Below are 24,614 nucleotides of genomic sequence, written 5' to 3'. Positions count from 1 at the left end.
CTCATGACCACGGATAGCATCATTACCCGCTGCCCTAAATGCTCTACGGCATTTCGTGTTACTAATGACGTGCTAAAAATGGCAAACGGCAAAGTGCGCTGTGGTCAGTGTTTTCATATTTTCGTCGCTACACCAGCACCTCAATCTCCAGCACCAGCACCAGCACCAGCACCAGCACCAGCACCAGCACCAGCACCAAGTGTAAGCGAAAGCGCTACTCCACCCACTCAGCTAAACTCTAAATCAACGCAGAGCATGGCGACTTCAGCAAAGCCTTCCTCAGCTGCTGAAGAACCACCTGTTGATCCAAAATGGCTTAATACGCTATTTGACGAAGATGATTTAGCGCCTTTACCGGCAAAATCAAAGACACAACAAACACCTCTGGATGAAGAGACTCCTGCTCCCTGGGAAAAAGAATTAGCAGAGCTGGAATCTGCTTTGGAGCAAGACAAAAAGAAAGCACAGATCAATATTCCTCGACCTACTACATCCACAGCAGCACAACGGCAGCAACCAAGCGTTCCAGTTGCACCGCAAACTAGACCTCAAGCCCCACAGAACCAGCCAACAAGCCTGCACGAGGATGTGGAGCCTGATTATATGTTGGCACTCCATGCTCTTGCTCAGGACATTTCCGACCAACAGCACTCTACTGCCTCCGCGCGAAAAGCGCAGGACACTTTGGAACAGATTAATGCCCAGAGCAGCCTAGCACCATTAGTCGATGATGACCTACCGCAAACAAAAACTCGGCATGGGGGATTATGGCTAGCGGGGTCTTTTGCAGCATTGCTTCTGTTGCTGGCACAAGCTGGCTATTTCTATTTCGATTCTGGCAGTCGCTCGGCACAGTTGCGGCCGATTTATAAATTGGCCTGCACCTACTTGGGCTGTGTGTTACCGACATTCGAAGACGTAACCGCTATTAATATTCAACATACCCGTATTCAAAGCCACCCAACCACCAGCAATGCCCTCGTGGTAAATGCGATTATGAATAACACCAGCCAATTCGCCCAACCTATGCCGAAAATTGCGTTAGAGTTTTATGATCTCAACGGCGCCCCGGTTGCAGCGCGACTGTTCACACCGAACAACTATCTACATAAAGACTTTCTCGATATTACCTACATGCCCCCAAACACCCCCATTCATATTGTGATCAGCATTCACGATCCCGGCGCTCGGGCGGTCACACACCAACTTAAAGTCTACTCAGCACAAGCCCGCTCTTTCTGAGAAAAGCACAAAATTTAGTCAATTTATCCTTTGTCAAGACTTCAAAAAGGGCAGCCTAGCCGTTATTATTCACGCCCGCTCGACATGGTCGAAGATCTTTAACACTTTACTTGGTTTTCTTTGTTTCAATGGCGTTCTCAATTGGACCGTACACCATTACTACTCCGCTAGTTTTGGCTCCCATGGCTGGTGTGACTGACCTCCCTTTTAGGAAGTTATGCCACGCCCAAGGAGCAGGCTTAGTAGTATCTGAAATGGTGACATCTGACGTCCGTTTGTGGGACTCGAACAAGAGCCGAACGCGCTTGGTTCATGATTATGAAGTGTCACCAAGATCCGTTCAGATCGCTGGTTCAGACCCTGCCATGATGGCTCAAGCCGCACGCCAAAACGTGGAACTTGGCGCGCAAATTATTGATATCAATATGGGCTGCCCTGCCAAAAAAGTGCTTAACAAGGCTGCAGGCTCTGCGTTATTGCAGAACGAAACATTGGTCAGAGAAATACTCGAGTCAGTTGTTAATAGTGTCGATGTGCCCGTTACATTAAAAATCCGTACCGGCTGGTCGCCCCAACACCGCAATGGTGTCACCATCGCGAAGATTGCCGAACAATGCGGCATTCAAGCACTTGCCGTGCATGGGCGTACTCGGGCTTGTAAATTTGCTGGTGCGGCAGAGTACGACACCATCGCGGAAATTAAAGATACGATTTCTATCCCTGTGTTGGCCAATGGCGATATCAACACAGCGGAAAAAGCCCATCAGGTGTTACAACACACTGGTGCGGATGCTGTGATGATTGGACGTGCAGCACAAGGTAGACCTTGGATATTTAAGGAAATTAGTCACTACCTAAACACAGGGGAATTGCTGCCCCCGCCGGGACGCTCAACCATACAGAAGTTGGTTATGCAGCATGTGCGAAACTTGCACGAATTTTACGGAGAATACTTGGGCGTGCGTATTGCCCGCAAACACGTCGGTTGGTATCTGCAAACATTAGCAGACACATCGTCCTTTCGGCGTCAGTTTAATGCTATCGAGTCTGCAACATTGCAACTCGAACAGTTAGATCACTTTTTTACTTCACTCCCTGAGTGAAGTCTCTCGGGTCATTGAGTCGCGCATTTTTGCCTGACTTCAAGATGGTTAGCTTTAAAATTAGAAGGTTATTCTGTGGTAGAACAAACTCATACTCAAACGTTTCAAGCGGCTTCAGCTGAGCAATCCCAAACGCTACGCGATAATGTAGAAAAGGCCCTGCAAAACTACTTCGCTCACCTCGATGGACAACCTGTCACCGATCTTTATCAGTTGGTGCTAGCGGAAGTGGAAGCGCCTCTACTTGAATCAGTGATGAATTATACTAAAGACAATCAGACCAAAGCGTCTACCATCTTAGGATTAAATCGCGGTACTCTGCGCAAAAAATTGAAGCAGTACGGCATGTTATAAATGAAAAGGGCGTTCACGCCCTTTTTTCGTTTCTAACCCCAAAAGTTCCCGAAAACTACGTTGATAAACTTGAGAAACTATATGGCAACCCCAACCAAATCCATCAAACGCGCGCTAATCAGCGTGTCAGATAAAACCGGTATTGTTGAATTCGCCCGTGAATTGACCAATCAAGGCGTTGAAATCCTCTCTACAGGTGGTACTTACAAGCTGCTACTAGAACACGGTGTTGCAGCCATTGAAGTCTCTGACTACACAGGTTTCCCCGAAATGATGGATGGTCGCGTGAAGACTCTTCATCCTAAAGTACACGGTGGTATCTTGGGACGTCGCGATATCGATGGTGCTGTCATGCAAGAGCACGGCATCCAAGAAATCGATATGGTTGTGGTCAATCTATACCCATTCGAAGCCACCATTGCTCGCCCTGATTGCGATTTGCCAATGGCAATCGAAAACATCGATATCGGCGGCCCAACTATGGTGCGCTCTGCAGCGAAAAACCACAAAGACGTTGCCATCGTGGTTGATCCAGTAAGCTACGAAGGCATCTTAGCTTCTCTAAAAGAGCATGGCGGTCTTACTTACGAACGGCGTTTCGACCTAGCTGTTAAAGCGTTCGAACATACCTCAAACTACGATGGCAATATCGCTAATTACCTAGGTAAGAAAGTGGAAGGCGGTAGTGAAGACTTCCCACGTACTTTTAACTTGCAATTCAACAAGCAAGAAGAAATGCGTTACGGCGAGAACCCACACCAGAAAGCGGCTTTTTATGTAGAAGCCAACCCACAAGAAGCCTCTATCAGTACTGCGAAGCAACTTCAAGGTAAAGCCCTTTCTTACAACAACATCGCTGATACTGATGCAGCCCTTGAGTGCGTTAAGAGCTTCCAAGAACCGGCTTGTGTTATCGTTAAACATGCTAACCCATGCGGTGTGGCAACAGCAGCTAGCCAACTTGAAGCCTACGATCTAGCTTTCAAAACTGACCCTACTTCTGCTTTCGGCGGTATCATTGCTTTTAACCAAGAGCTAACAGCTGAAACAGCACAAGCTATCGTTGATCGTCAATTCGTTGAAGTCATCATTGCTCCGAAAGTAAGCGCTGCTGCACTTGAAATCGTTGCTGCTAAACAAAACGTTCGTCTTTTAGAATGTGGCGAGTGGTCAACTGACAAGCCTGCCGCACTTGATTACAAACGTGTAAATGGTGGCCTATTGGTTCAAGACCGTGATGACGGTGCCATTGAACTTGGCGACCTTAAAGTTGTTTCTAAGCGCCAGCCTTCCGAGGAAGAACTAAAAGATCTTCTATTTGCTTGGAAAGTAGCGAAGTTCGTGAAATCAAACGCTATTGTCTATGCGAAGAACAGCCAAACCATCGGTGTCGGTGCAGGCCAGATGAGCCGCGTTTACTCTGCGAAAATCGCAGGTATCAAAGCTGCTGATGAGAACCTACAAGTAGAAGGTTCAGTTATGGCCTCCGATGCCTTCTTCCCATTCCGTGACGGCATTGACGCTGCGGCAGCAGCAGGCATCACTGCGGTTATTCAACCTGGCGGCTCAATGCGTGATGACGAAGTAATCGCAGCCGCTGATGAAGCGGGTATGGCGATGGTATTCACTGGCATGCGCCACTTCCGTCACTAAAATAGGAATAGGAAACAAGCATGAAAGTTCTTGTAATTGGTAACGGCGGGCGTGAACACGCGCTGGCTTGGAAAGCGGCACAATCTGCCGACGTAGAAATGGTTTACGTTGCTCCAGGTAACGCTGGCACTGCTCTAGAAGCAAAAGTTGAAAACGTAAACATCGGTGTTGAAGACATTGATGCCCTGGTAGCCTTTGCAAAAGACAACAACATTGGTCTGACTATTGTTGGCCCTGAAGCACCACTGGTGATTGGTGTAGTCGACGCCTTTGACGCAGCAGGTCTCCCTATCTTTGGTCCAACCAAAGCGGCGGCTCAGTTAGAGGGTTCAAAAGCCTTCACCAAAGACTTCCTTGCTCGCCATAATATTCCCACAGCGGAATACGGTAACTTCACTGAAATCCCACCAGCGATTGCCTACATCAAAGAAAAAGGCGCACCAATCGTAGTTAAGGCTGACGGCCTTGCTGCAGGTAAAGGGGTGATCCTAGCACAAACCGAAGCCGAAGCGATTGAAGCAGTTGAAGACATGCTAGCAGGTAATGCATTTGGTGAAGCCGGCTCTCGCGTTGTCATTGAAGAGTTCCTAGTAGGTGAAGAAGCTAGTTTCATCGTCATGGTTGATGGTGAGACGGTTCTGCCAATGGCATCAAGCCAAGACCATAAAGCTCGGGATAACGGTGACCAAGGCCCTAACACTGGCGGCATGGGAGCCTACTCCCCTGCTCCGGTTGTGACGGCTGAAATTCACGACCGCATCATGAATGAAGTCATCATGCCAACAGTAAAAGGCATGAATGCTGAAGGCAACCGCTACCGTGGCTTCCTGTATGCAGGTGTCATGGTCGCACAGGACGGCACCCCTAAAGTGCTGGAATACAACTGCCGTTTCGGTGACCCAGAAACACAACCCATCATGATGCGTCTACGCTCTGATCTTGTGTCTATGTGTCTAGCTGCCATTAATGGTGAGCTTGAGTCGGTAGAAGCCGATTGGGATCCACGTGCAAGTTTAGGCGTTGTGCTAGCAGCTGGCGGTTACCCTGCATCTTACAACAAAGGAGACGTCATCTCCGGCCATGATGTTGCTTTACCTGAGCATCAGAAAGTTTTCCATGCTGGTACGAGCTCCAAAGATGGCAAGGTTGTCACCAACGGCGGTCGCGTGCTTTGTGCTGTATCACTTGGTGAGACGGTTGCGGAAGCGCAAGCAGGTGCCTACGACGTGGTAAACCAAATCTCTTGGGATAAGGTTTACTTCCGTACCGACATCGGTCACCGGGCCGTCGCTCGCGAACAAGCTAAATAAAGCATCCAGGCAACGCCTAGTTACTTGTAAAAGGCCACCATCATGTGGCCTTTTTTTATCGCTATAGCCGACTACTTGTTCAGATTAGCTTGCTTGGCATCCAGCCAACGTTTGAAAACCGTACCGACTTCCAACACCAACAAACCGAAAATCACACCGCCCATCCAGTCAAAACCAAGTACGAAACCGATCGCTGCCAACATCCCATAAAAATACATTCTGTTACGACGACTGACCAAATCACCAGAACGCGTGAACCAAGTTACTCCTAGCAAACCGATACACCACCAAACATAATACTCAACCAAGATTGGATATAGCATTGCACCCTCTATCTAGTTAATAATGGAAGCCTCTTGGAGGAGGCTGCATTGACTTATCGCATGTTACAACGACTGCTTTTTTTCGTTTTATTAATGTTTTTCGCAAGCGCCTACTCAGCGCCGAATATTGCGATCCTAGATGACAATATCTCCCGAGCTAACTTGGGCAAGATTGGTTACCTCTTTATTGACGAAACCAAACAGCTTTCCCAGGAGCTGATCGAAACAGATACCTACTCACGACGCTTTGTGCCCATTGAGCGAGATTTCCTACAATTTGGCCTAGTCGATGGCAGCGTTTGGTTACGAGCTCAAGTTGCCATTCAGTCTAGCGCACGAGCTCCCGTTGCTTTGCATATCAATGCACCTCGGTTACAGCAATTAAGCATTTTTATACCTGAACTCAATCTAATCGGCCCTTTGGCGGAGCTAGGTGAATACAATCCTGCCCAAGGGCGCCCGATAAAACATGCTGAATTTATCGTGCCATTGCCCGATCCGCTGCCGCCGTTATTTACCATATACCTGAAGATTGACTCCAACGTACCAATCAATCTGACCGCAGAAGTGAAGACTTTATCCGATACTTTTGCCGATACACAAAGGGAGCAACTTTGGACAGGCATCATTCTCGGCATTGCCTTCATCGTCTTATTTACCAATATTGTTTTTTGGCTACGCCTAAGCAATATCATGTATCTGATTTTCAGTGGCATTCTAGCAGGTTTGATCACCTTACACTTATCCGTTCATGGCTATCTCTATGATTGGTTTCCAACCTTTACGGGACTACAGGAACGGCTCTACAACTTGTCTGCTCTCGGGTGTGCTGCCACTATCTCCCTATTCACCCGTCTATATTTAAACACAGCAACCACACTACCTAAACTTGATCGCTTACTGCTTGGCTTAGGTTTGCTTAATGGATTTCTCGGCCTCATTTATTCCCTCATACCAGAACAACTAAACATTAGATACCTATCGCTCATGGCTACCGGCACTCTGATGTTGCTGTTCCTAGCGGGATTTTTTGCCTACCTGAAAAAAGTGCCCTATGCCGGGTATTACCTTCTTGCCAGGTCAACTTTAACATTTGGGCATTTTCTGTGGATCCTGACAGCGTATGGCATGATATCTAGCATGTTTTGGTATGAATGGGGGCTCACACTCTCTATTTTGGCTGAGGCGCTAATCCACTTCACTGGCATGTTGCTGCGACAACGTCATGCCAACTCTCATGTGGTCGGGAAGTATTCCCCCGGCTACTCTCGGGATGTTTCACTACAACTACTAGATGACATCAAGAGGCGACTTGCCTATCCCATCAATATTATGACCGGCATAGTCCCCACGCTGCCAAACAATGAGGAACAGCGCACTGCGCTGGCATCCGCCAAGGTTGGCATGGAGCAACTTAGTAACCGCATTAGCACACTCATAGATATTGAGACTGGAAGGGTACGGGAGCAGACTCTACCCGTTAGTCTGGATACCCTGATTCGCGAGGTACAGTTAAGTTCTCGTACGGCTGGCGCAGATTATCAATCAGTGCTCTTTGAATACGATAAGTCCCTAAAGGTAGACATTCATTCCAATGCCCCTATGCTGCAACATCTTTTGGTTACCCTGTGTTACGAGCTACAACTCTATTCAGATCAGGAACTGACTATCTGCTTTAATACACCGGAATTCAAAGATACCCAAGACCATTCCGTCAAACTTGAGATTGTCATAGAACCGATGCCTACGTCCATAGATTTAGCTGCCACGGGGAATATCGGGATACGCCACGCCATCCATGTGCTAGATTTTCTAAATGGTAAGTTTGAAGACCAGGGGGTAGGCAGCCAGCGTAGAGGTTTGATCACTCTCCCGCTGAAGGCCAGTATTGGGCGACAACAACAGCCATCGTTCAACCTAAAAACGAGTGTATTACTGTTCGGCCATTATACCGCGCTCATGGAACGCACTATGTATGTGTCCGAAAATAACGTAGGTGCCATGCACCACGTCGCAGACCTCGAAGACTTGGTGCAAATGCTAACTCGTAAACGTGACGAAGATGAGAGCGTGATAATTTGCTTGTTCGAAGATGAAGCGAACAGTGATGCAGCCCTAATCTCACGTATTCGAAACTACCTTAGTCCTAACGATATCACTTTGTTAATCACCGATAATATTCGTATTTCCGAACGTTACTGCCATAATCAAGGCTTTGACGGCTTAATCTATGAGCACGATTTGGAGCGAAGATACCTTGCGCACATACGTCGTTTAACCAAACTCATTGCTTAACATCAAGCTCACTTGTTTTCTCTCTTGTAGACGAAAACTGAACCTTCAATAATAGTTGCTCGTAAAGGAGTTATTATGGACTGCTTATTTTGCAAATTAGTAAACGGAGAGATACCGGCCAAAATCTTATTCGAAGACGATGACGTCATTGCTTTTGAAGATATTGCGCCTCAAGCTCCACATCATTTCCTTGTGATACCGAAAAAACACTTTAGCACCTTGAATGATTTAGCTTTAGAAGATGCACCGGTGATTGGCAAGTTACCCATCGTTGCAGCTAAAGTGGCTAAAGAGAAAGGCATCGCGGATAGTGGCTATCGGGTAGTAATGAATTGCAATGAGCAAGGTGGACAAACTGTCTACCACATTCATATGCACGTACTAGGTGGTCGCGCAATGAGCTGGCCACCAGGCTAATAATTAACAAGAGGAGTTCCTCAATGAGAGCCTTATCATTTGTGGACAAGGGCATAATGCAGCTTGATCGAGCATTGCAAACCATTGTCCCCAGGGCTGCAAAGTCTTTTCGTCCGTCTCCCGCCACGCAGCATCCAGAAGCAGACATGACGCCGGAAGAAAAACGTCATGCAATTGGTTTGATGCGTATTAACCATACTGGAGAAGTATGTGCTCAGGCTCTCTATGCCGGTCAAGCAGCGACAGCCAAGCTTGAGAGTGTACGTCAAGAAATGGAACATGCTGCTGACGAGGAAATCGACCATCTGGTCTGGTGTGAAGAACGCTTATATGAGTTAGGCAGCCGCCCTAGTCTCCTGACACCGTTGTTCTATGGTGCTTCCTTTGCTATCGGGGCGGGAGCTGGTGCTATCAGCGACAAATTATCCTTGGGATTTGTTGCTGCTACAGAAGACCAAGTGTGCGTTCACCTCGACAAGCATATGGCCGCACTCCCAGCCCAAGATGCCCGCTCGAATGCGATTTTGGCGCAAATGCATGTGGATGAAGCCAAACACAAGCAAATGGCCCTAGACTCCGGTGGCTATGAATTTCCGGAACCTGTTATGAAAGTGATGACATTGGTTTCTAAAGTGATGACTGTTTCAACTTATCGGATCTAATTATATGAATCGAGATTTACAATCTATCCGTCGTGATTATCAGTTTGATGATTTAACTGAAGACAAAGCAGGCTTGGATCCGCTGCCACTGTTTGACAGTTGGCTTGAAGAAGCCATTACTGCATGCCCCGATGACCCTACGGCCATGACATTATCGACAGCAGATGCAAATGGGCGCCCCCACGGTCGTGTGGTACTGTTGAAACAAAGAGAGGATGCTAACTTCTCTTTTTATACCAACTACGACAGCGACAAAGGACAAGAAATTGCGACTAACGACAACGTCGCCCTGACTTTTTTCTGGCCAGCGCTGTCGCGCCAGGTACGTATCGAAGGCAAAGCGACCAAAGTGGCACGCGCAACCTCTGAAAGCTACTTCGCGACGCGCCCGAAAGGTAGCCAGATTGCGGCGTCGATTTCTCGCCAAAGCCAAGTAGTATCAGGTCGCGAAGTCTTGATTAACGAATTTGCTGAGAAAGAAAACCAGTACCAAGACGTGGACACATTACCCTGCCCGGTCAATTGGGGCGGTTATTCCGTTGCCGCAGAGCGCATCGAGTTTTGGCAAGGGCGCCCTAGTCGGCTGCATGACCGTATCGTCTTTGAACACGATACTGCAACCGCTAGCTGGAAGCGTTACCGTAAAGCCCCCTAGGACTTAGCGAATAACCTGACGAAAGGTCAGACTCACACGCGGCTGCGTTACTCGTAGCCGCTTTGGTAAGGCGTGTTGCCAAACGACCTGCATTTCGGCTTGCATCTCTAACCAACTACCGTCATCAATCGATTGAATCAGGCGCTGGCTAGTCTCCCCTTTTAGGCGTAGACAGAAATCTCTCGTCGCACCAGCACTATACATGACGATTTTAGGCGCAGGACCAAGGGACGGCTCATCATCGCTATGCCACCCCATGTAATCTTTACCATTACGATAAAGATTACACAGCACGGTATTGAATGTTTGACCACTGATCTCGTATGCCTTCGCGAACAGCGGCCGTAACCAGTCTGGGATACCTCGCCCGTAATAGGCTTGACCACTGTAGCTGTAGCACACTCCTTGCTCCCCATAAAACGCCACCAAACGTGGCGATTTGACCGCCTTACCAAACATAATTAGCTCCTCTTCCTGCCAGTCAATATGCTTATGTAGGTAGGCAAAAGACCAACGCTCACTTGAGGCTGTCACAATATATCGGTATGGTGCAGCGATATGATTTGAAGGCATCCCATTTCTCTTATGCAGACATCTCCCCGCTCAGCCCGTTTCCCATTGCTCGATTTCTATCGTGGCACGGCCGTCATACTTATGATGGTGTTTCACTTCTGCTGGGATTGGCGCTATTTCGGGTACCTAGAATATTCGTTGCAAGATCCATTCTGGGTCACTTTCCGCGCGATTATTCTTACTTTGTTCTTAACCGCTGTGGGCTGGTCTAACTATCTCGCCGTCGCGATGCAGCAATCTTTAACGCGTTATCTTAGCAACCTTGGTAAGTTGGCACTAGGAGCTGGGTTAGTATCACTAGGGTCATGGTTGATGTTTCCAAATAATTGGATCTTTTTTGGAATCTTGCACTTTATTCTTATCGCTGGCCTGGTTGGTCGCTCCATTGCTCACTTACCGGTACTCTCTGGTGCGCTAGGTATACTGCTAATTAGTTTGCCCTATATTTTGCCCCAGGTAGATATGAGCGAGCTACGTCGCTGGTTTTCAAGCGCTCTCGGTATGCCAAGGCAGACCCTCGACTATGTCGCCCCTCTTCCCTGGCTGGGTGTGGTGCTAGTCGGCCCGCTGCTGGGTAAACTCGGAGTACACCACATCCATTTACCTTCCACCAAAGCTGTCACGTGGGTGATATCATTGGGACGCTACGCGCTACCCATCTATCTCTCCCATCAGGTAATTTTATTCCTATTAGTTGCCCTAATTCATTTTGGTTGGCAATGGGTTCGTGGCTTGTGATAGGCCTGCGCACCTTGGAAAAAAACACAGAAAAAAGTTTTAGCACTTGCATTATCAAGGGTTCCGAAAGCTTGGGCGCAGAACGGTGAGTGAACACTTAGGCTTGGAAGCAGGTATAAATTTGGCAATTTTTCAAGCCTTGATTTTCTCGGATCAGGGAACTATTGTTGCGCCATTCCAATCAACTCATTACTACATCTAGTGCTAATAAACACCCTCTAGCACTAGATACAGTATTTATATTTATTACTTCATGGCATTAACGGGAAGCACGGCATGAGCACTTTGACAGTTACGAAGCGTAACGGCGCCACCGAAACAATCAACCTAGAGAAAATACATCGCGTGATCACTTGGGCCGCCGATGGTCTAGAAAACGTGTCTGTATCCCAGGTGGAATTAAAGGCTCAAATCCAGTTCTTCGAAGGTATACGCACGACAGATATTCATGAAACACTGATCAAATCCGCCGCTGACCTTATTTCAGAAGACACCCCAGATTACCAGTACTTAGCAGCTCGCCTGGCTATCTTCCACCTGCGTAAAAAAGCGTTTGGTGAATTCGAGCCACCACATTTATTTGATCACGTGAGCAACTTGGTCGAGCAAGGCCGTTATGATCGTCATATTCTAGAAGACTACTCCAAAGAAGAATTGGACACGATCAATGGCTTTATTGACCACAGTCGCGATATGAACTTCTCCTACGCTGCAGTAAAACAGCTTGAAGGTAAATATCTGGTACAAAACCGCGTTACTGGTCAGATTTATGAAAGCCCTCAGTTCATTTACATTTTGGTTGGAGCTTGTCTATTTGCCAAATACGACAAAGCGCAGCGTCTTGATTTGATCAAGCGTTTTTACGACGCTGTATCTCTGTTCAAGATTTCCTTACCCACTCCAATCATGTCGGGTATTCGTACGCCAACGCGCCAGTTCAGTAGTTGTGTTTTGATCGAGTGTGGTGATTCCCTCGACTCCATTAATGCAACCTCTTCTGCTGTGGTGAAATATGTCAGTCAACGGGCTGGTATCGGTATCAACGCGGGCGCGATTCGTGCTTTAGGTAGCCCAATTCGTGGTGGTGAAGCCTTTCACACTGGTTGTATCCCGTTCTACAAGCATTTCCAAACGGCGGTGAAAAGCTGCTCCCAAGGTGGGGTGCGTGGCGGTGCTGCGACAGTCTTTTACCCTATCTGGCACTTGGAAGTAGAAAGTCTATTAGTATTGAAGAACAACCGTGGCGTAGAAGAGAACCGCGTTCGTCACCTAGACTACGGCGTTCAATTCAACCGCCTGATGTACCAACGCCTAATCAAGGGCGGCAACATCACCCTATTCAGTCCATCTGACGTGCCTGGGTTGTATGATGCCTTCTTCGCCGATCAAGAAGAGTTTGATCGTCTGTATACGCAGTACGAGCAAGACCCCAATATTCGCAAGAAATCACTAAAAGCGGCGGAGCTATTTACTCTATTTGCCTCTGAGCGCGCCAGCACAGGCCGTATCTACCTACAAAACGTTGACCACTGTAATACCCATAGTCCGTTTAACCCGAAAGTGGCACCGGTGAAACAAAGTAACCTTTGTTTGGAAATCGCGCTACCGACGAAACCTCTAGAACGCGTTGATGACCCGAACGGGGAAATCGCGCTATGTACCCTATCTGCATTTAACCTAGGTGCACTAGAGAACCTAGATGAGCTCGAAGAGCTGGCGGAATTGATTGTACGCGCTTTGGATAGCTTACTTGATTACCAGAATTACCCCATTCCGGCAGCGCAAAGAGCCACTGAAATGCGTCGTACATTGGGTGTCGGTGTGATCAACTACGCATACTACTTAGCCAAAAACGGCGTTCGTTACTCAGATGGCAGCGCCAACAACCTAACCCATGAAACCTTTGAGGCGATTCAGTACTTCCTACTAAAAGCGTCAAACAAATTGGCTCAGGAATTTGGCCCATGTAAAGCCTTTGACGAAACTACTTACGCGCAAGGGCTCTTGCCAATTGATACCTACAAAAAAGATATTGATGCCATTTGTAGTGCCGAACTTAAGTACGACTGGGAGAGCCTACGTAAGAGCATAGTAGAGCATGGCTTACGTAACTCTACTCTGACAGCTTTAATGCCGTCTGAAACCTCGTCTCAGATTAGTAACGCAACCAATGGTATTGAGCCTCCACGTGGCTACGTCTCGGTAAAAGCCAGTAAAGACGGAATTCTGAAGCAAGTGGTACCGGAATTCGAACGTTTACGAGATCAGTACGAGCTACTTTGGTCTATTCCTTCTAACGATGGATATCTACAACTTGTGGGAATCATGCAGAAATTCGTTGATCAAGCGATTTCAGCTAACACCAACTATGATCCATCTAAGTTTGAGTCTTCCAAAGTACCGATGAAGTCTATTCTGAAAAATCTACTCACCGCCTATAAACTTGGGGTGAAAACTCTGTACTATCACAACACCCGTGATGGTGCCGATGACAAACAAGACGACATGAATGACTGTGCTGGCGGTGCTTGCAAGATATAATTTTGATACATCCACTTTACGCCCTGCTGCGTAACGATAATGTTTAGAACGATTTAAGGCATCGGTAACGATGCCTTTGCTACGTAAGGAACTAAGTACTCGATGAGTTATTCCACATTTAACCGCAAACAATTTGATAGCCTGCAAGAGCCGATGTTCTTTGGTGAAAACGTCAATGTCGCGCGCTATGACCAGCAGAAGCACCCGATTTTCGAAAAACTGATCGAAAAACAGCTATCATTTTTTTGGCGCCCGGAAGAAGTGGATCTTTCTACCGATCGTAAGGACTACCTAAAGTTAGAGCCCCACGAGCAGCACATATTTTTGAGTAACTTGAAGTATCAAACCCTGCTCGATAGCGTACAGGGGCGATCCCCCAACGTGGCATTGTTGCCGATTGTTTCCTTGCCAGAGTTAGAAACCTGGATTGAGACATGGTCATTTAGTGAAACCATACACAGTCGTTCATATACCCATATCATCCGTAATATCGTTAATGATCCATCAAAAGTCTTTGACGATATTGTCGTTAACGAAGAAATCACCAAACGAGCTGACAGCGTATCTCGCTATTACGATGAGTTAATTGAGAAAGTCAGCTTATACAACACCCTAGGTCTAGGCAAACACCATGTGCCGGGCAAAGGTGAAGTTGACGTTACCTTACGCTCGCTGAAACGTACTTTGTATCTCACTATCGCCTCGGTAAACGTACTCGAAGCCATTCGTTTTTATGTCAGCTTCGCCTGTAGCTTTGCCTTCGCGGAACGCACGCTGATGGAAGGCAATGCCAAAATCATTAAGCTGATTGCCCGTGATGAAGCCCTTCATCTTAATGGCACGCAGCATATGCTCAACCTGATGGCATCAGGCCGTGATGATCCTGAAATGGCAGAAGTCGCGCAAGAATGCCGTGATGATGTGATCCGTATCTTCGTGGAAGCTGCTCAGCAAGAACGGGATTGGGCGAGTTACCTATTTAAAGATGGCTCCATGATTGGTCTAAATGCACAGATTCTTAGCCAATATGTGGAATACATCACCAATATTCGTATGCAGGCAATCGGTCTTGAGCCACAGTTTGCGACCAAAAACAATCCAATTCCTTGGATCAATGCTTGGTTGGTAAGTGATAACGTGCAGGTAGCGCCACAAGAGGCCGAAATCAGCTCTTACCTAGTCGGACAAATCGACAACGATTTAGACGAAGCGGATTTTGATGACTTCGACCTTTAAGGAAGACTCATTACATCGAGTCAAAATTGGCGCGAAAGAAGTGCTTGTGACTGAGGAAGAACCTCTTCTTCCTCAGTTGGAGCGCTCTGGCCTAGTTCTAGAATATCAGTGCCGAGAGGGCTACTGCTCTTCCTGCGCTCTTAAGCTCGTATGGGGCAAAGTCTATTACCCAGAAGAACCCATGGCCTGGGTACAAGGGGGCCATGTATTGTCTTGCTGTGCCTACGCCAAAAGCGATATAGAAATCGCTAGTCTCTAAGTGCTACATAGCTGCTATAAAGTCTTGTGGCAGTGGTGATCAAACAGGCTGTACCAAATAGATAAGCGAGGACAGCAAAACTATTTGGCAACAGGCACATCAACACAAACACCATAATGGTTTCGCTGCCTTCTGTAAGTCCCCCCAAAAAGTAGAGAGACTTGGGACCGTAAAGTTTATTCTCAAGATTACGTTTAGCTGCCATTACTGAAAAGGCAAGGAAAGTACTTCCGGTTCCCATAAAACTAAACAGCAAAAATGTGGCTGCCAAGGCGTTAGCTTGAGGGTTAGCAATGGCAAAAGCGAAAACGATACCGCCGTAAAAGATGAAATCTAATGTAATGTCTAAATAGCCCCCCAAGTCGGTGGCACCATTCAGACGAGCTAACGCCCCATCTATGCCATCAGCTAATCTATTAATTAGCACTAGAAAAACACCGAGTGTATAAAACTCATTGGCGATACTAAGCATCGCTAGCAAACCCACGATGAACCCACCAACGGTCACCTGATTTGCGCTAATCCCAGCGGCCTGAAAGCGCTTAGCAAGCTGCGTAAGCGGTTCACGTAAGTATGGTAAAACATGTCGATCTAACATCTAGATTCCTTTTCGCTGACGAGGACACCGTTATCTTGGTAACATACCCCAAATTTACTCATCATATTTAGACGACACTAGCCCCATGATATTTCACAAACAATATGGTTCCCAAGGTCCTGCATTAGTAGTCATACACGGATTATTCGGAAATGCCGACAATTGGCACACTCTGGCACAGTCGTGGGCGGATACGTTTACCGTATACTGCCTAGATTTACCAAATCATGGACGCTCTGACACATTATCGCCACTAGACTATCCCCTACTAGCCCAGCAGGTTGCCTCATGGGTTGACGCGCAGCAGCTCTCTCAATGCTTCTTGCTAGGTCATTCCATGGGAGGAAAGGTTGCCATGCAGTTTGCCCATGACCACCCAAATAGAGTGACAAAGTTAATTGTTGCCGATATCGCTCCGGTAACCTACCAAGGCAGCCATCAACAAATTTTCGCCGGTTTACATGCCATCGACGCCGCCAAGCCGACTACTCGCCAACAGGCCGATGCCATCTTAGCCGACTATGAAGATAACCGTGGTGTGAGACAGTTCCTCTTAAAAAGTTTAGTGCGAGAGCAGGATCACTTGCGCATTGGCATCAATTATCCTGCATTAGAGCAAGATTATAAGCAAATTCTTAACGCCCCTTCATTTGCTCGACCAATAGAGATTCCAACGTTATTTATCAAGGGGGAGCATTCAAACTACATACTCCCTGAGTACGCTGACGTAACACAACGCTGGTTCCACAATATTCAGGTGAAAATTATCCCTGGCACCGGTCACTGGCTCCATGCAGAGAAGCCCCAAGTATTTGGCAGTTTAGTAAAGCGCTTTCTCACAACCTGACTCGGGGCAGACACCGAACTTGTTAAACAGAAAGACATCCGTTGGTAAGACCAAACCATAGGTCTTTACTAGGTAGGGATTAAAAACAATTTTAAGCGGGGTTGGGTAAGTCGCCAGTGGCAGCTGGCCGCTAGCTTGATAGTAATTGATAGCCCTCAACACCCAATTTAGTTTTGCATCTAGGTCAGAGTAAACGGCAAATAAGGCCCCCGCTTTGACCATGGCAGCAGAATGAGGGGCGAGTAGCTTTTGTCGATGGAATGACATACGAATAGCATCGCGAGCAAATTCAGAGCTAAACAAGGTACTGTCATATAGAGATAGGGTTAAGCGACTGTCAGTAAAAGCGCGCTGTAAAACTTTCAGCGCTTCGACCTTATCAGCGCTCGTGGGGTACAACCTTAGAGATAAGCCGTGTTTTTTCGCATACTGGGTGACTTCTCTGGGATCCGACAACAAGGGTTCATAGTAGAACAAACTCAGAGGGGCAGGATCCTCCCAAAATGAAGCCAAAATCCCCAACCGTATATCTAAACTCCCCCCGGAGAACACCGCTGATGCAGAATGACGGCAGGATTTCTCAAAGAGACGAAACTCCTCTTCCCCAACAAACATAGCCACCACAGATCCTTTGGAAGCTTCACACGCTTGCTGCAACGACGATTTACCAATCGCCACCACAACATCGCCTTCTGTCACAGCAGACAACGGCTGTCCAACCAGCACTTGCTGACCCAACATGGATTCTAGCTGCATCGCCAGCATACGAGTTACTGTACCCTGCCCGTCATGGTGCAAAAAAACACTTGCAGTGACTGGCAGAGCAAAGACTAATCCAATAATAAACGCAAATATCCGTTTCACGAGATTACCTAGGTGCTAAAAAGTCACGTTGGCAAACGCATACAAACGATCTTTGTCGTCAGAAATATTTTCAGTAATGATATAGGGCTCCTTGTCCAAACGTTTACTGCCTCCAAAGCCTAGATCAAAGTAACTGGTTCTACCAAGTTTAAACTGATATGAGGCCCATAAATTCACATTTTTGTATACCCAATCTGGCATACCATACACATAGTAATAGCTAGTACTTAATTGCCATTTATCCGTTACGGGATAGCTAAATAGAACACTCGCGGTATTGATTGGCACCGTGTTTAGTGTGGCATTTTCGTCTGTCTGCGTATTCTGAGTAGCATAGGTAAGGCGCGCTAAAATTCCTGTTGGGGAACGCCAATCCACCTCCAACTCAGCTCCTTCGATTATGAAATCGATGGTATCGCCTTCGACTAAAACGCCAGTACTATCATAAGACATTGATTGTTTTGTAGCGCTATCTATCGAATTTAGATAGTTTTTACCTGATACCACCATTCCATCGAACACTTCGCGATATACCATTAGGTCAAAGCTCAAACCATAAGCAGGTAAATCGTGAAAGTAACCGATCTCATAGGAGGTAATCTCCTCGGCCTGCTCCCCGTTCACCGCATAGACAGAACGACTACGCACATCGTTAAAGACGTAACTCCAGTCCGCTTCTTGGTCAAACAAATCGGGGGTTCGGTAGGCTTTAGAAACATTGGCACGAACCGAATTTGATGGGCTAAATAGCCATGTCACGCCAGCTTGTGGGGACCAGTACTCGCCGCTTAACTTGCTCTTCTCCCACATACCCCCTAAATTGACAACCAGCTGATCACTAGGTTTGACCGACATCACAGATGAGGTTCTAAGCAGATTCTCTGTGTATTCACCGTTAAAATAGGTTTTAGAGTAAGCCTTGTCGATACGGTACAACGCGGAGTTCACCCATGAAAACGACGAGCTTGGTACCCAACTACTTTGTATTTCAAGATCTTGGCGCTGCTCATCAAGATCAATGAGTAAGTCTCCGGTGAGGTCCGTTAGCTCTCCTTTAAATAATCCCAAATTTATATCTTGAGGTAACTCTAGGTGATGTTTGTCGACCCATCTGCTTTCTTCATATGTAAATTGGGCCTTGAGCTCATGGTCACGAGAAGTTTGAACGGAATGAACTAAAGATACAAAAGACCTTTCAACATCTCGTAACGGAGCACTTTTGGGGTATGTCAAAGGAATCTTTTTATTACCAATTTTAACAGACAATTTGTCTAGCTCACCGGCTAACTGTGATCCACCGAACTCAATATCTGTGGTTGAATAGCGCCCTGTATGGTTTATTAATATATTAGCCGTATTTTTTTGGTGTCCATCATTGCGGACGATATCATCTGTACCATCGTAGCCTTCTTCCACGGTCTGAGAGGCTGAGGCCCGCAGTGACCATTGATCCCCCACAACACTGTATTGCCCATACAGGGAACGGCCGCCTGCGTCATTGGAAAAATACTTCGCTTTGCCACCCACGGTTTCAAGTGGTGAGCGAGTGATGATATTAATTACCCCGAGGAAGGAATTCGCACCGTATACCGCTGCATTGGGGCCTCGATTGACTTCAATACGCTCCACGTCATCCACGGCCAACGGTAACATTGCCCAATTCACCCCCGCATAAGCTGAGCTATAGACCGAGCGGCCATTGATCAGTACTTGCATACGGCGGAATCGGTCCAACTGAGTACCATGATAAGCCACGACCTTGCTACTAGAGCTATCGTAGGGACCGACAATAAAGCCAGGTACATATTGCAGTAGTTCTTCTACCGTTTGCGCATTGCTACGTCGAATAAACTCACTATCGAGTACTGATATGGTCGAAGATACTTCAACTCTAGGTTGGCTTAACTTTGCAGGCGTCACCACCATCGGAATATCCTGCAAAGCTAAGTCACTCATATTGTCTAGGGACAATCCATCGCCAATAAACATATCTTCCATAGATAAGGTGTCCGCTGCACAGGTCGCAGCAAACAAAACAGAGAATGCAATGGGTAATGTTTTGGACATAATTATTATTGATTTCGATAGGGGTCTGCCACATACGTCCCCAGTATGCGGATCTCCTCGGAAAAGAAACGAAGCTCGTCCAGAGCCGCCTGCATGGACGAAGATTGGTAGTGCGCCTCCACATCCACGTAAAACTGAGTTGCGGTAAACTTACCATTAACCATGTAGCTTTCTAACTTAAGCATATTAATGCCATTGGTGGCGAAGCCCCCCATAGCCTTATACAGCGCTGCGGGCAAGTTACGGACAGTAAATAGAAATGAGGTAATGTAACGCTCGTCGGGCATAAAGTCTGGTAATTTATGTTGTTTGGCAAAAACTAGGAAACGGGTCGTATTGCCAGCCACATCATTAAAATGGGAGCGTAAAATATCTAATCCATAGAGGCTCGCTGCTAACTCCGAGGAGATTACCGCTAAGCCTGTCGCTTTTGTTTGCGCCAAATGCTTCGCGGCACCGGCCGTATCGTACATAGCTACGTTGGTTGCGCCTAAGGCTCGAATATTGCCATCACATTGGGCCAACGCCTGAGGATGACTACCAATTCTAGTTACCTCTTCAAGCTGCATTCCCTTGGGACCAATAAGGCAGTGATTAATCGGCTCAAAGTGTTCCTGTACGACATACAATTGTGTATGTTTCAACTCCCGATAGATTTCTTCCACTCGACCTGCAGTTGAGTTCTCTACCGGTATCATGGCGTACTTTGCTTTTCCTTCTTCCACCATTTGTAGTGCTTGGTTAAACGAGGCACAATGAACAGCATTCCAATCAGGAAAGGTATGTTGGCAAGCAAGATGGGAATAAGCTCCTGGCTCCCCTTGATAAGCTACTGTTGTTTCGGTTGCGAGGGAAAAAGCCTCAGACATACATGAATTCCATTGTTGATCAATTGTGTAAGTTAACCCCGTAGTCAATTTACCATTTGACCTAGTTATTAGGCTATCTCTAAAGACCGATTACACTGATGAAAAAGATGATAATTGCCATAGTAAAGGGCTATCAATGGCTAATCAGCCCACTTTTGGGCAATAACTGTCGTTACTATCCGACTTGTTCAAGCTACATGATTCAAGCTATTGAACGCTTTGGCGTATTAAAGGGAGTTTGGATGGGCTTGAAACGTCTAGGACGATGCCATCCGTTTCATGAAGGCGGGATTGACCCAGTACCGGAAAAAGATGACCACAAACATTAAGTGGTCATCTTCTTTGATTAGTTATCGATTTGTAGCTTCAACTCGCTGGCTACCAATACCGCCTGAGTACGATTGTTGATATTCAGCTTGCGGAAAATTGCCGTTATGTGAGCTTTTACGGTCGCTTCAGAAATATTCAGCTCGTAGGCGATCTGTTTATTCAACAGTCCCTCGTGTAAATAACACAACACCTTGTACTGTTGCGGCGTCAATTCCGCGACCCGCTGCTGCAATTCCAGATCAGGTTTCGGCATATCCGCTATGGCTTGCTCCATGCCTTCCGGCAACCACATGTCGCCATCAAGAATAGCCTGAATGGCGGCGGCAAACACCTTCAAATCACTGGTCTTGGGAATAAATCCTAATGCACCAGCTTCGATTACTTTGGCAACTATTTCAGGTGCTTCACTGCCGGAGATCACCGCAATTGGCACTTCAGGAAAGTCTGTTCGAATACGGATCAGACCATAGAGTTCGCCGGCCCCAGGCATATTCAGATCAAGCAACAACAAATCTACGTCATCTTGCCCCTTCAGACATTCCAACGTAGATTCCAAGTCTTGAGCTTCCCGAATTGCAACGGCACCCAGCTCTTCTTGCAGGGCACCGCATAAGGCAGTACGAAATAATGGATGATCGTCAGCGATAACTAGTGATATCACACTATTTCCTTAACAGTTAATTAGACTTATCTATTTAACCTGTTATCGATCAAATCATCAACCACACTTGGGTCAGCAAGTGTGCTGGTATCACCGAGTGAATCATGTTCATTGGCCGCGATCTTGCGCAAAATACGGCGCATGATTTTGCCCGAACGGGTTTTCGGTAAACCACGCTCCGCCCACTGCACCATATCTGGTGTCGCAATAGGACCAACTTCCTGACGCACGAACATTTTCACAGATTTAGTGAGTTCTTCATCAGGAACAACCCCTGATACTGGCGTAACATAGACGTACAAACCCTGACCTTTCAGGTCATGTGGGTAGCCCACTACAGCGGCTTCGGCAACGGATGGGTGTGCCACTAGTGCACTTTCAATTTCCGCAGTACCTAGACGGTGACCCGATACGTTGAGCACATCGTCCATACGACCTGTGATCCAATATGCACCATCAGCATCGCGACGGGCACCATCACCGGTAAAGTATAAACCCTCGAAAGTACTGAAGTAGGTTTGCTCAAAACGCTCATGATCGCCATAGACGGTACGCGCTTGGCCTGGCCATGAATCTTTAATGACCAAACCACCTTCTACTTCCGCACCCATTTCAGTGATCTCTACACCATTAGCATCGACAAGCGCAGGGATTACACCAAAAAGAGGGCCAGTACAGCTACCTGGTTTCGGGTTTTGCTCAGTAACACGAGGCGTCATTAGGACACCACCAGTCTCGGTTTGCCACCAAGTATCGACTATCGGGCACTTACCGTTACCAATACGTTCGTGATACCAATGCCAAGCTTCTGGGTTAATCGGTTCACCAACTGACCCCAATACTCTTAAGGACTCACGGGTACTAGTGGCCGTTGGCTCATAACCTTTTGCCATTAAGGCACGGATTGCTGTTGGCGCTGTGTACAAGATAGATACATTAAATTTGTCTACCACACGCCCCATACGCCCGGAGTCTGGGTAAGTAGGTACACCTTCGAATAGAACAGATGACACGCCGTTTGCTAGCGGGCCATAAACAATATAACTGTGACCCGTGATCCAACCCACGTCAGCCGCACACCAGTAAACGTCATCGTCCTTAAGATCGAATACCAATTCATGGGTTAATGATGCGTAAACCAAGTAACCACCGGTGGTATGCACAACACCTTTTGGTTTACCAGTAGAACCTGACGTGTACAGGATAAATAGCGGATCCTCCGCATTCATCGGCTCTGGTGCACACTCTGTGCTCTGCTCAGCAGCAAGCGCCCCCCAATCAAGGTCACGACCTTCGACCCAAGGAATATCCGCCTGGGTGTAACGGTATACCAATACCTTTTCAACAGAAGGACAAGCATTATTTTCTAACGCTAAATCCACATTGTGCTTCAATTGAACTGGGTTGCCGGCACGTTTGCCTTGGTCAGACGTCAACACTACTTTGACTTCACAGTCATTTAGGCGGTCTGCAATAGCATGCGCTGAGAAGCCTCCAAAGATAACGCTGTGAATCGCACCAATACGAGCACAAGCCAACATGGCATAGGCCGCTTGTGGGATCATTGGCATATAGATAGCGACACGATCACCTTTCTTAACGCCTTGAGCCTTTAGCAGGTTGGCAAGACGCCCCACCTCATCGTGAAGCTCTTGGTAAGTGACTGAGGCTTCTAGGCCTTCTTTGTCACCTTCTAGGTAAAAAGCAACTTTGTCGGCTTTTTCTGGTAAATGGCGATCGATACAGTTATAGGCTGCGTTCAACTCACCATCTTCGTACCATTTAATATTGACATTACCCTTTGCGAAACTGGTGTTCTTCACCTTGGTATAAGGTTTAAACCAATCAAGACGAAGGCCTTCTTTGCCCCAGAATTCATCCGGAGTTTGGATTGATGCATCATAACGTTCGTTGAACTCACTGATGCTCACATTTGCGGTACGGTCTGCCATAAATTGCTCCATTTTTAAATTTGTTATGAGGATGCTTGGCTTAACTATAAGTCTGAGCCTAGCCTAAGCCATTCCACTTTAGTCTAACTAACTCACCACCCGCTCCAGGAGTCGTGACCAGCTAAACCCGCCCAGCATGGGCAAAGAAAGGCATCGACACAGGTTTCTTGTCACCAGCATTACCCCAACATTCACGCAGCTTCTGTTCAAAATTTTCCAAAATTTCTTGCCCACCATCGGCCACAAAGAACTGAGTAGCGGACCAGGTACGAATAAAGTCACAGGTTTGACCAAGCGTCCACTGGGTCTCTAGCTTGAAATCTGGCACTTCAATACGCTGAAAAGGGAACGCCATATCGTCGTAGCGCGTCCATAACAATCGACTCTGAGGAGGCCAATATGGCTTCAGCAAGGGCAACAAGGTTTCATCGACTAGCTGTCCCGCCACATCATCAAGACGAAACCAGTGATACCCCCAAACCACAATAACGCCGTTGGGTTTGAGCACTCGCTTTACCTCTTGCCAGAAGTCTGGCAAATCAAACCAATGCAGAGCATGAGCGACACAGATAGCATCAAAGTAGTGGTCAGGAAACGAGGTTTCTTCGGACTTTTGTACCGAATAATGAACTTTACGATGGGGGGTCGCCTTAGCAATTTGAGCGGCACTCAGGTCCGTTGCCTCGACTCGATCAAAGTAAGCTGCTAAGTCGATGGAAGCTTGGCCAGTACCACATGCGCAATCCCATACAACTCCGGTATTAGCTACTTGCTGAGAAAGCCACAAATACAATTCAGGGGGGTAACTAGGACGCACCCGAGCGTAATTGGCTGACAAATTCAAATCGAATATCCGGATCAAAAACTTCTCCTCAAGTAGCTGTAGGGTTGGTAGTCTTTAGCAGCGGAAGATAATTGGCTAAATAATGATGAAGACCTTTACACCCATTTCATCCATTAAATAGGGCATTTATTAAGGCAATGTAACACAACTTTATGAACTAATGGTTGGCACAAAGTCAAAGCTAGATAATAAAAATACCACCTTTACAGTACATTACTTTA

24 protein-coding genes are annotated in these 24,614 nt (G+C 47.0%); 15 read left to right on the top strand and 9 right to left on the bottom strand.

Annotated features, from left to right (window positions below; all coding sequences use genetic code 11):
* Positions 1 to 3: 3 nt before the first annotated feature.
* The 5 genes from FJM67_RS04585 to purD all read left to right on the top strand — a co-directional run bounded on the left by FJM67_RS04585 (position 4) and on the right by purD (position 5,662).
* Positions 4 to 1,242 carry a zinc-ribbon and DUF3426 domain-containing protein gene (locus FJM67_RS04585; RefSeq protein WP_140587494.1) on the top strand — a complete coding sequence of 413 codons (1,239 nt, stop codon included), beginning with the start codon at positions 4 to 6 and terminating at the stop codon, positions 1,240 to 1,242.
* 128 nt (positions 1,243 to 1,370) lie between these two features.
* On the top strand, positions 1,371 to 2,345 hold the full coding sequence (dusB, locus tag FJM67_RS04580; protein WP_140587493.1) for a tRNA dihydrouridine synthase DusB: 975 nt from the start codon (positions 1,371 to 1,373) through the stop codon (positions 2,343 to 2,345).
* 75 nt (positions 2,346 to 2,420) lie between these two features.
* A complete protein-coding gene (gene fis / locus FJM67_RS04575) occupies positions 2,421 to 2,699 on the top strand; it encodes a DNA-binding transcriptional regulator Fis (protein ID WP_140587492.1) in 279 nt (92 codons plus the stop codon).
* Between the two features lie 81 nt (positions 2,700 to 2,780).
* Positions 2,781 to 4,352 (top strand): bifunctional phosphoribosylaminoimidazolecarboxamide formyltransferase/IMP cyclohydrolase, encoded by a 1,572-nt coding sequence (gene purH, locus FJM67_RS04570; protein ID WP_140587491.1) that lies wholly within the window; start codon positions 2,781 to 2,783, stop codon positions 4,350 to 4,352.
* A 20-nt stretch (positions 4,353 to 4,372) separates the two neighbouring features.
* Positions 4,373 to 5,662 (top strand): phosphoribosylamine--glycine ligase, encoded by a 1,290-nt coding sequence (gene purD, locus FJM67_RS04565; protein ID WP_140587490.1) that lies wholly within the window; start codon positions 4,373 to 4,375, stop codon positions 5,660 to 5,662.
* Between the two features lie 71 nt (positions 5,663 to 5,733).
* Here the strand turns inward: purD and FJM67_RS04560 are convergent, their stop codons facing one another.
* Positions 5,734 to 5,985, bottom strand: coding sequence for a hypothetical protein (locus tag FJM67_RS04560; RefSeq protein ID WP_140587489.1), 252 nt, complete (start codon positions 5,983 to 5,985; stop codon positions 5,734 to 5,736).
* A gap of 93 nt (positions 5,986 to 6,078) precedes the next feature.
* Here FJM67_RS04560 and FJM67_RS04555 point away from each other — a divergent pair, with 93 nt between their 5' ends.
* From FJM67_RS04555 to pdxH, 4 genes are all read left to right on the top strand, one after another.
* On the top strand, positions 6,079 to 8,280 hold the full coding sequence (locus FJM67_RS04555) for a 7TMR-DISM family protein (RefSeq protein WP_181161429.1): 2,202 nt from the start codon (positions 6,079 to 6,081) through the stop codon (positions 8,278 to 8,280).
* A gap of 75 nt (positions 8,281 to 8,355) precedes the next feature.
* Entirely contained in the window at positions 8,356 to 8,697 is a 342-nt protein-coding gene (locus FJM67_RS04550) for a histidine triad nucleotide-binding protein (protein ID WP_140587487.1), read from the top strand.
* A 23-nt stretch (positions 8,698 to 8,720) separates the two neighbouring features.
* Positions 8,721 to 9,359: a 2-polyprenyl-3-methyl-6-methoxy-1,4-benzoquinone monooxygenase gene (gene coq7, locus FJM67_RS04545; protein WP_140587486.1), complete on the top strand. Its 639-nt coding sequence runs from the start codon at positions 8,721 to 8,723 to the stop codon at positions 9,357 to 9,359.
* A gap of 4 nt (positions 9,360 to 9,363) precedes the next feature.
* Entirely contained in the window at positions 9,364 to 10,014 is a 651-nt protein-coding gene (gene pdxH, locus FJM67_RS04540; protein ID WP_140587485.1) for a pyridoxamine 5'-phosphate oxidase, read from the top strand.
* Positions 10,015 to 10,017: 3 nt separating this feature from the next.
* On the opposite strand, the gene FJM67_RS04535 is transcribed toward pdxH, so the two are convergent.
* Positions 10,018 to 10,587 carry an alpha-ketoglutarate-dependent dioxygenase AlkB family protein gene (locus FJM67_RS04535; RefSeq protein ID WP_140587484.1) on the bottom strand — a complete coding sequence of 190 codons (570 nt, stop codon included), beginning with the start codon at positions 10,585 to 10,587 and terminating at the stop codon, positions 10,018 to 10,020.
* A 12-nt stretch (positions 10,588 to 10,599) separates the two neighbouring features.
* On the opposite strand from FJM67_RS04535, the gene FJM67_RS04530 reads away from it, so the two are divergent.
* From FJM67_RS04530 to yfaE, 4 genes are all read left to right on the top strand, one after another.
* Positions 10,600 to 11,325, top strand: a complete 726-nt coding sequence (locus tag FJM67_RS04530; protein ID WP_140587483.1) for a heparan-alpha-glucosaminide N-acetyltransferase — start codon at positions 10,600 to 10,602, stop codon at positions 11,323 to 11,325.
* A 276-nt stretch (positions 11,326 to 11,601) separates the two neighbouring features.
* Entirely contained in the window at positions 11,602 to 13,866 is a 2,265-nt protein-coding gene (nrdA, locus tag FJM67_RS04525; RefSeq protein ID WP_140587482.1) for a class 1a ribonucleoside-diphosphate reductase subunit alpha, read from the top strand.
* Between the two features lie 102 nt (positions 13,867 to 13,968).
* Positions 13,969 to 15,102, top strand: a complete 1,134-nt coding sequence (nrdB, locus tag FJM67_RS04520; RefSeq protein ID WP_140587481.1) for a class Ia ribonucleoside-diphosphate reductase subunit beta — start codon at positions 13,969 to 13,971, stop codon at positions 15,100 to 15,102.
* Positions 15,086 to 15,361, top strand: a complete 276-nt coding sequence (gene yfaE, locus FJM67_RS04515) for a class I ribonucleotide reductase maintenance protein YfaE (protein ID WP_140587480.1) — start codon at positions 15,086 to 15,088, stop codon at positions 15,359 to 15,361. Before nrdB ends, yfaE begins: the two co-directional genes overlap by 17 nt.
* On the opposite strand, the gene FJM67_RS04510 is transcribed toward yfaE, so the two are convergent.
* Entirely contained in the window at positions 15,351 to 15,959 is a 609-nt protein-coding gene (locus FJM67_RS04510) for a CDP-alcohol phosphatidyltransferase family protein (protein ID WP_140587479.1), read from the bottom strand. The two genes, yfaE and FJM67_RS04510, sit on opposite strands and share 11 nt — an antisense overlap.
* 85 nt (positions 15,960 to 16,044) lie before the next feature.
* Between FJM67_RS04510 and FJM67_RS04505 the strand changes: the two genes are divergently transcribed.
* Complete coding sequence (locus FJM67_RS04505) at positions 16,045 to 16,806, top strand: alpha/beta fold hydrolase (protein WP_140587478.1); 762 nt, start codon at positions 16,045 to 16,047, stop codon at positions 16,804 to 16,806.
* On the opposite strand, the gene FJM67_RS04500 is transcribed toward FJM67_RS04505, so the two are convergent.
* Genes FJM67_RS04500 through FJM67_RS04490 form a run of 3 tightly spaced genes read right to left on the bottom strand, consistent with a single transcriptional unit; the run spans position 16,780 to position 20,606 of the window.
* A complete protein-coding gene (locus FJM67_RS04500; RefSeq protein ID WP_140587477.1) occupies positions 16,780 to 17,670 on the bottom strand; it encodes a hypothetical protein in 891 nt (296 codons plus the stop codon). The two genes, FJM67_RS04505 and FJM67_RS04500, sit on opposite strands and share 27 nt — an antisense overlap.
* 15 nt (positions 17,671 to 17,685) lie before the next feature.
* On the bottom strand, positions 17,686 to 19,737 hold the full coding sequence (locus tag FJM67_RS04495; protein WP_140587476.1) for a TonB-dependent receptor plug domain-containing protein: 2,052 nt from the start codon (positions 19,735 to 19,737) through the stop codon (positions 17,686 to 17,688).
* A 5-nt stretch (positions 19,738 to 19,742) separates the two neighbouring features.
* The gene (locus FJM67_RS04490; protein ID WP_140587475.1) at positions 19,743 to 20,606 is read right to left on the bottom strand and encodes a prephenate dehydratase; all 864 of its coding nucleotides are present in this window, start codon (positions 20,604 to 20,606) and stop codon (positions 19,743 to 19,745) included.
* Between the two features lie 98 nt (positions 20,607 to 20,704).
* Between FJM67_RS04490 and yidD the strand changes: the two genes are divergently transcribed.
* Complete coding sequence (gene yidD, locus FJM67_RS04485; protein ID WP_140587474.1) at positions 20,705 to 20,935, top strand: membrane protein insertion efficiency factor YidD; 231 nt, start codon at positions 20,705 to 20,707, stop codon at positions 20,933 to 20,935.
* A 17-nt stretch (positions 20,936 to 20,952) separates the two neighbouring features.
* Here the strand turns inward: yidD and FJM67_RS04480 are convergent, their stop codons facing one another.
* The 3 genes from FJM67_RS04480 to FJM67_RS04470 form a co-directional block, all read right to left on the bottom strand.
* On the bottom strand, positions 20,953 to 21,597 hold the full coding sequence (locus tag FJM67_RS04480; protein WP_140587473.1) for a LuxR C-terminal-related transcriptional regulator: 645 nt from the start codon (positions 21,595 to 21,597) through the stop codon (positions 20,953 to 20,955).
* 26 nt (positions 21,598 to 21,623) lie between these two features.
* A complete protein-coding gene (gene acs / locus FJM67_RS04475) occupies positions 21,624 to 23,549 on the bottom strand; it encodes an acetate--CoA ligase (RefSeq protein WP_235889984.1) in 1,926 nt (641 codons plus the stop codon).
* A gap of 121 nt (positions 23,550 to 23,670) precedes the next feature.
* Positions 23,671 to 24,411: a class I SAM-dependent methyltransferase gene (locus tag FJM67_RS04470; RefSeq protein ID WP_235889983.1), complete on the bottom strand. Its 741-nt coding sequence runs from the start codon at positions 24,409 to 24,411 to the stop codon at positions 23,671 to 23,673.
* Positions 24,412 to 24,614: the final 203 nt, after the last annotated feature.

The sequence above is a fragment of the Maribrevibacterium harenarium genome (genome assembly GCF_006385675.1).
Lineage (GTDB): Bacteria > Pseudomonadota > Gammaproteobacteria > Pseudomonadales > Marinomonadaceae > Marinomonas > Marinomonas harenarium.
Note: the sequence above shows the minus strand (reverse complement) of the source record. Positions and strands in the feature narration are given on the sequence as shown.

What these genes read in the sequence shown, in the direction of transcription:
- FJM67_RS04585 (WP_140587494.1), top strand. Translation starts at nt 4, where the DNA reads ATGACCACGGATAGCATCATTACCCGCTGCCCTAAATGCTCTACGGCA.
- dusB (WP_140587493.1), top strand. Translation starts at nt 1,371, where the DNA reads ATGGCGTTCTCAATTGGACCGTACACCATTACTACTCCGCTAGTTTTG.
- purH (WP_140587491.1), top strand. Translation starts at nt 2,781, where the DNA reads ATGGCAACCCCAACCAAATCCATCAAACGCGCGCTAATCAGCGTGTCA.
- purD (WP_140587490.1), top strand. Translation starts at nt 4,373, where the DNA reads ATGAAAGTTCTTGTAATTGGTAACGGCGGGCGTGAACACGCGCTGGCT.
- FJM67_RS04560 (WP_140587489.1), bottom strand. Translation starts at nt 5,985, where the DNA reads ATGCTATATCCAATCTTGGTTGAGTATTATGTTTGGTGGTGTATCGGT.
- FJM67_RS04555 (WP_181161429.1), top strand. Translation starts at nt 6,079, where the DNA reads ATGTTTTTCGCAAGCGCCTACTCAGCGCCGAATATTGCGATCCTAGAT.
- FJM67_RS04550 (WP_140587487.1), top strand. Translation starts at nt 8,356, where the DNA reads ATGGACTGCTTATTTTGCAAATTAGTAAACGGAGAGATACCGGCCAAA.
- coq7 (WP_140587486.1), top strand. Translation starts at nt 8,721, where the DNA reads ATGAGAGCCTTATCATTTGTGGACAAGGGCATAATGCAGCTTGATCGA.
- pdxH (WP_140587485.1), top strand. Translation starts at nt 9,364, where the DNA reads ATGAATCGAGATTTACAATCTATCCGTCGTGATTATCAGTTTGATGAT.
- FJM67_RS04535 (WP_140587484.1), bottom strand. Translation starts at nt 10,587, where the DNA reads ATGCCTTCAAATCATATCGCTGCACCATACCGATATATTGTGACAGCC.
- FJM67_RS04530 (WP_140587483.1), top strand. Translation starts at nt 10,600, where the DNA reads ATGCAGACATCTCCCCGCTCAGCCCGTTTCCCATTGCTCGATTTCTAT.
- nrdA (WP_140587482.1), top strand. Translation starts at nt 11,602, where the DNA reads ATGAGCACTTTGACAGTTACGAAGCGTAACGGCGCCACCGAAACAATC.
- nrdB (WP_140587481.1), top strand. Translation starts at nt 13,969, where the DNA reads ATGAGTTATTCCACATTTAACCGCAAACAATTTGATAGCCTGCAAGAG.
- yfaE (WP_140587480.1), top strand. Translation starts at nt 15,086, where the DNA reads ATGACTTCGACCTTTAAGGAAGACTCATTACATCGAGTCAAAATTGGC.
- FJM67_RS04510 (WP_140587479.1), bottom strand. Translation starts at nt 15,959, where the DNA reads ATGTTAGATCGACATGTTTTACCATACTTACGTGAACCGCTTACGCAG.
- FJM67_RS04505 (WP_140587478.1), top strand. Translation starts at nt 16,045, where the DNA reads ATGATATTTCACAAACAATATGGTTCCCAAGGTCCTGCATTAGTAGTC.
- FJM67_RS04495 (WP_140587476.1), bottom strand. Translation starts at nt 19,737, where the DNA reads ATGTCCAAAACATTACCCATTGCATTCTCTGTTTTGTTTGCTGCGACC.
- FJM67_RS04490 (WP_140587475.1), bottom strand. Translation starts at nt 20,606, where the DNA reads ATGTCTGAGGCTTTTTCCCTCGCAACCGAAACAACAGTAGCTTATCAA.
- yidD (WP_140587474.1), top strand. Translation starts at nt 20,705, where the DNA reads ATGAAAAAGATGATAATTGCCATAGTAAAGGGCTATCAATGGCTAATC.
- acs (WP_235889984.1), bottom strand. Translation starts at nt 23,549, where the DNA reads ATGGCAGACCGTACCGCAAATGTGAGCATCAGTGAGTTCAACGAACGT.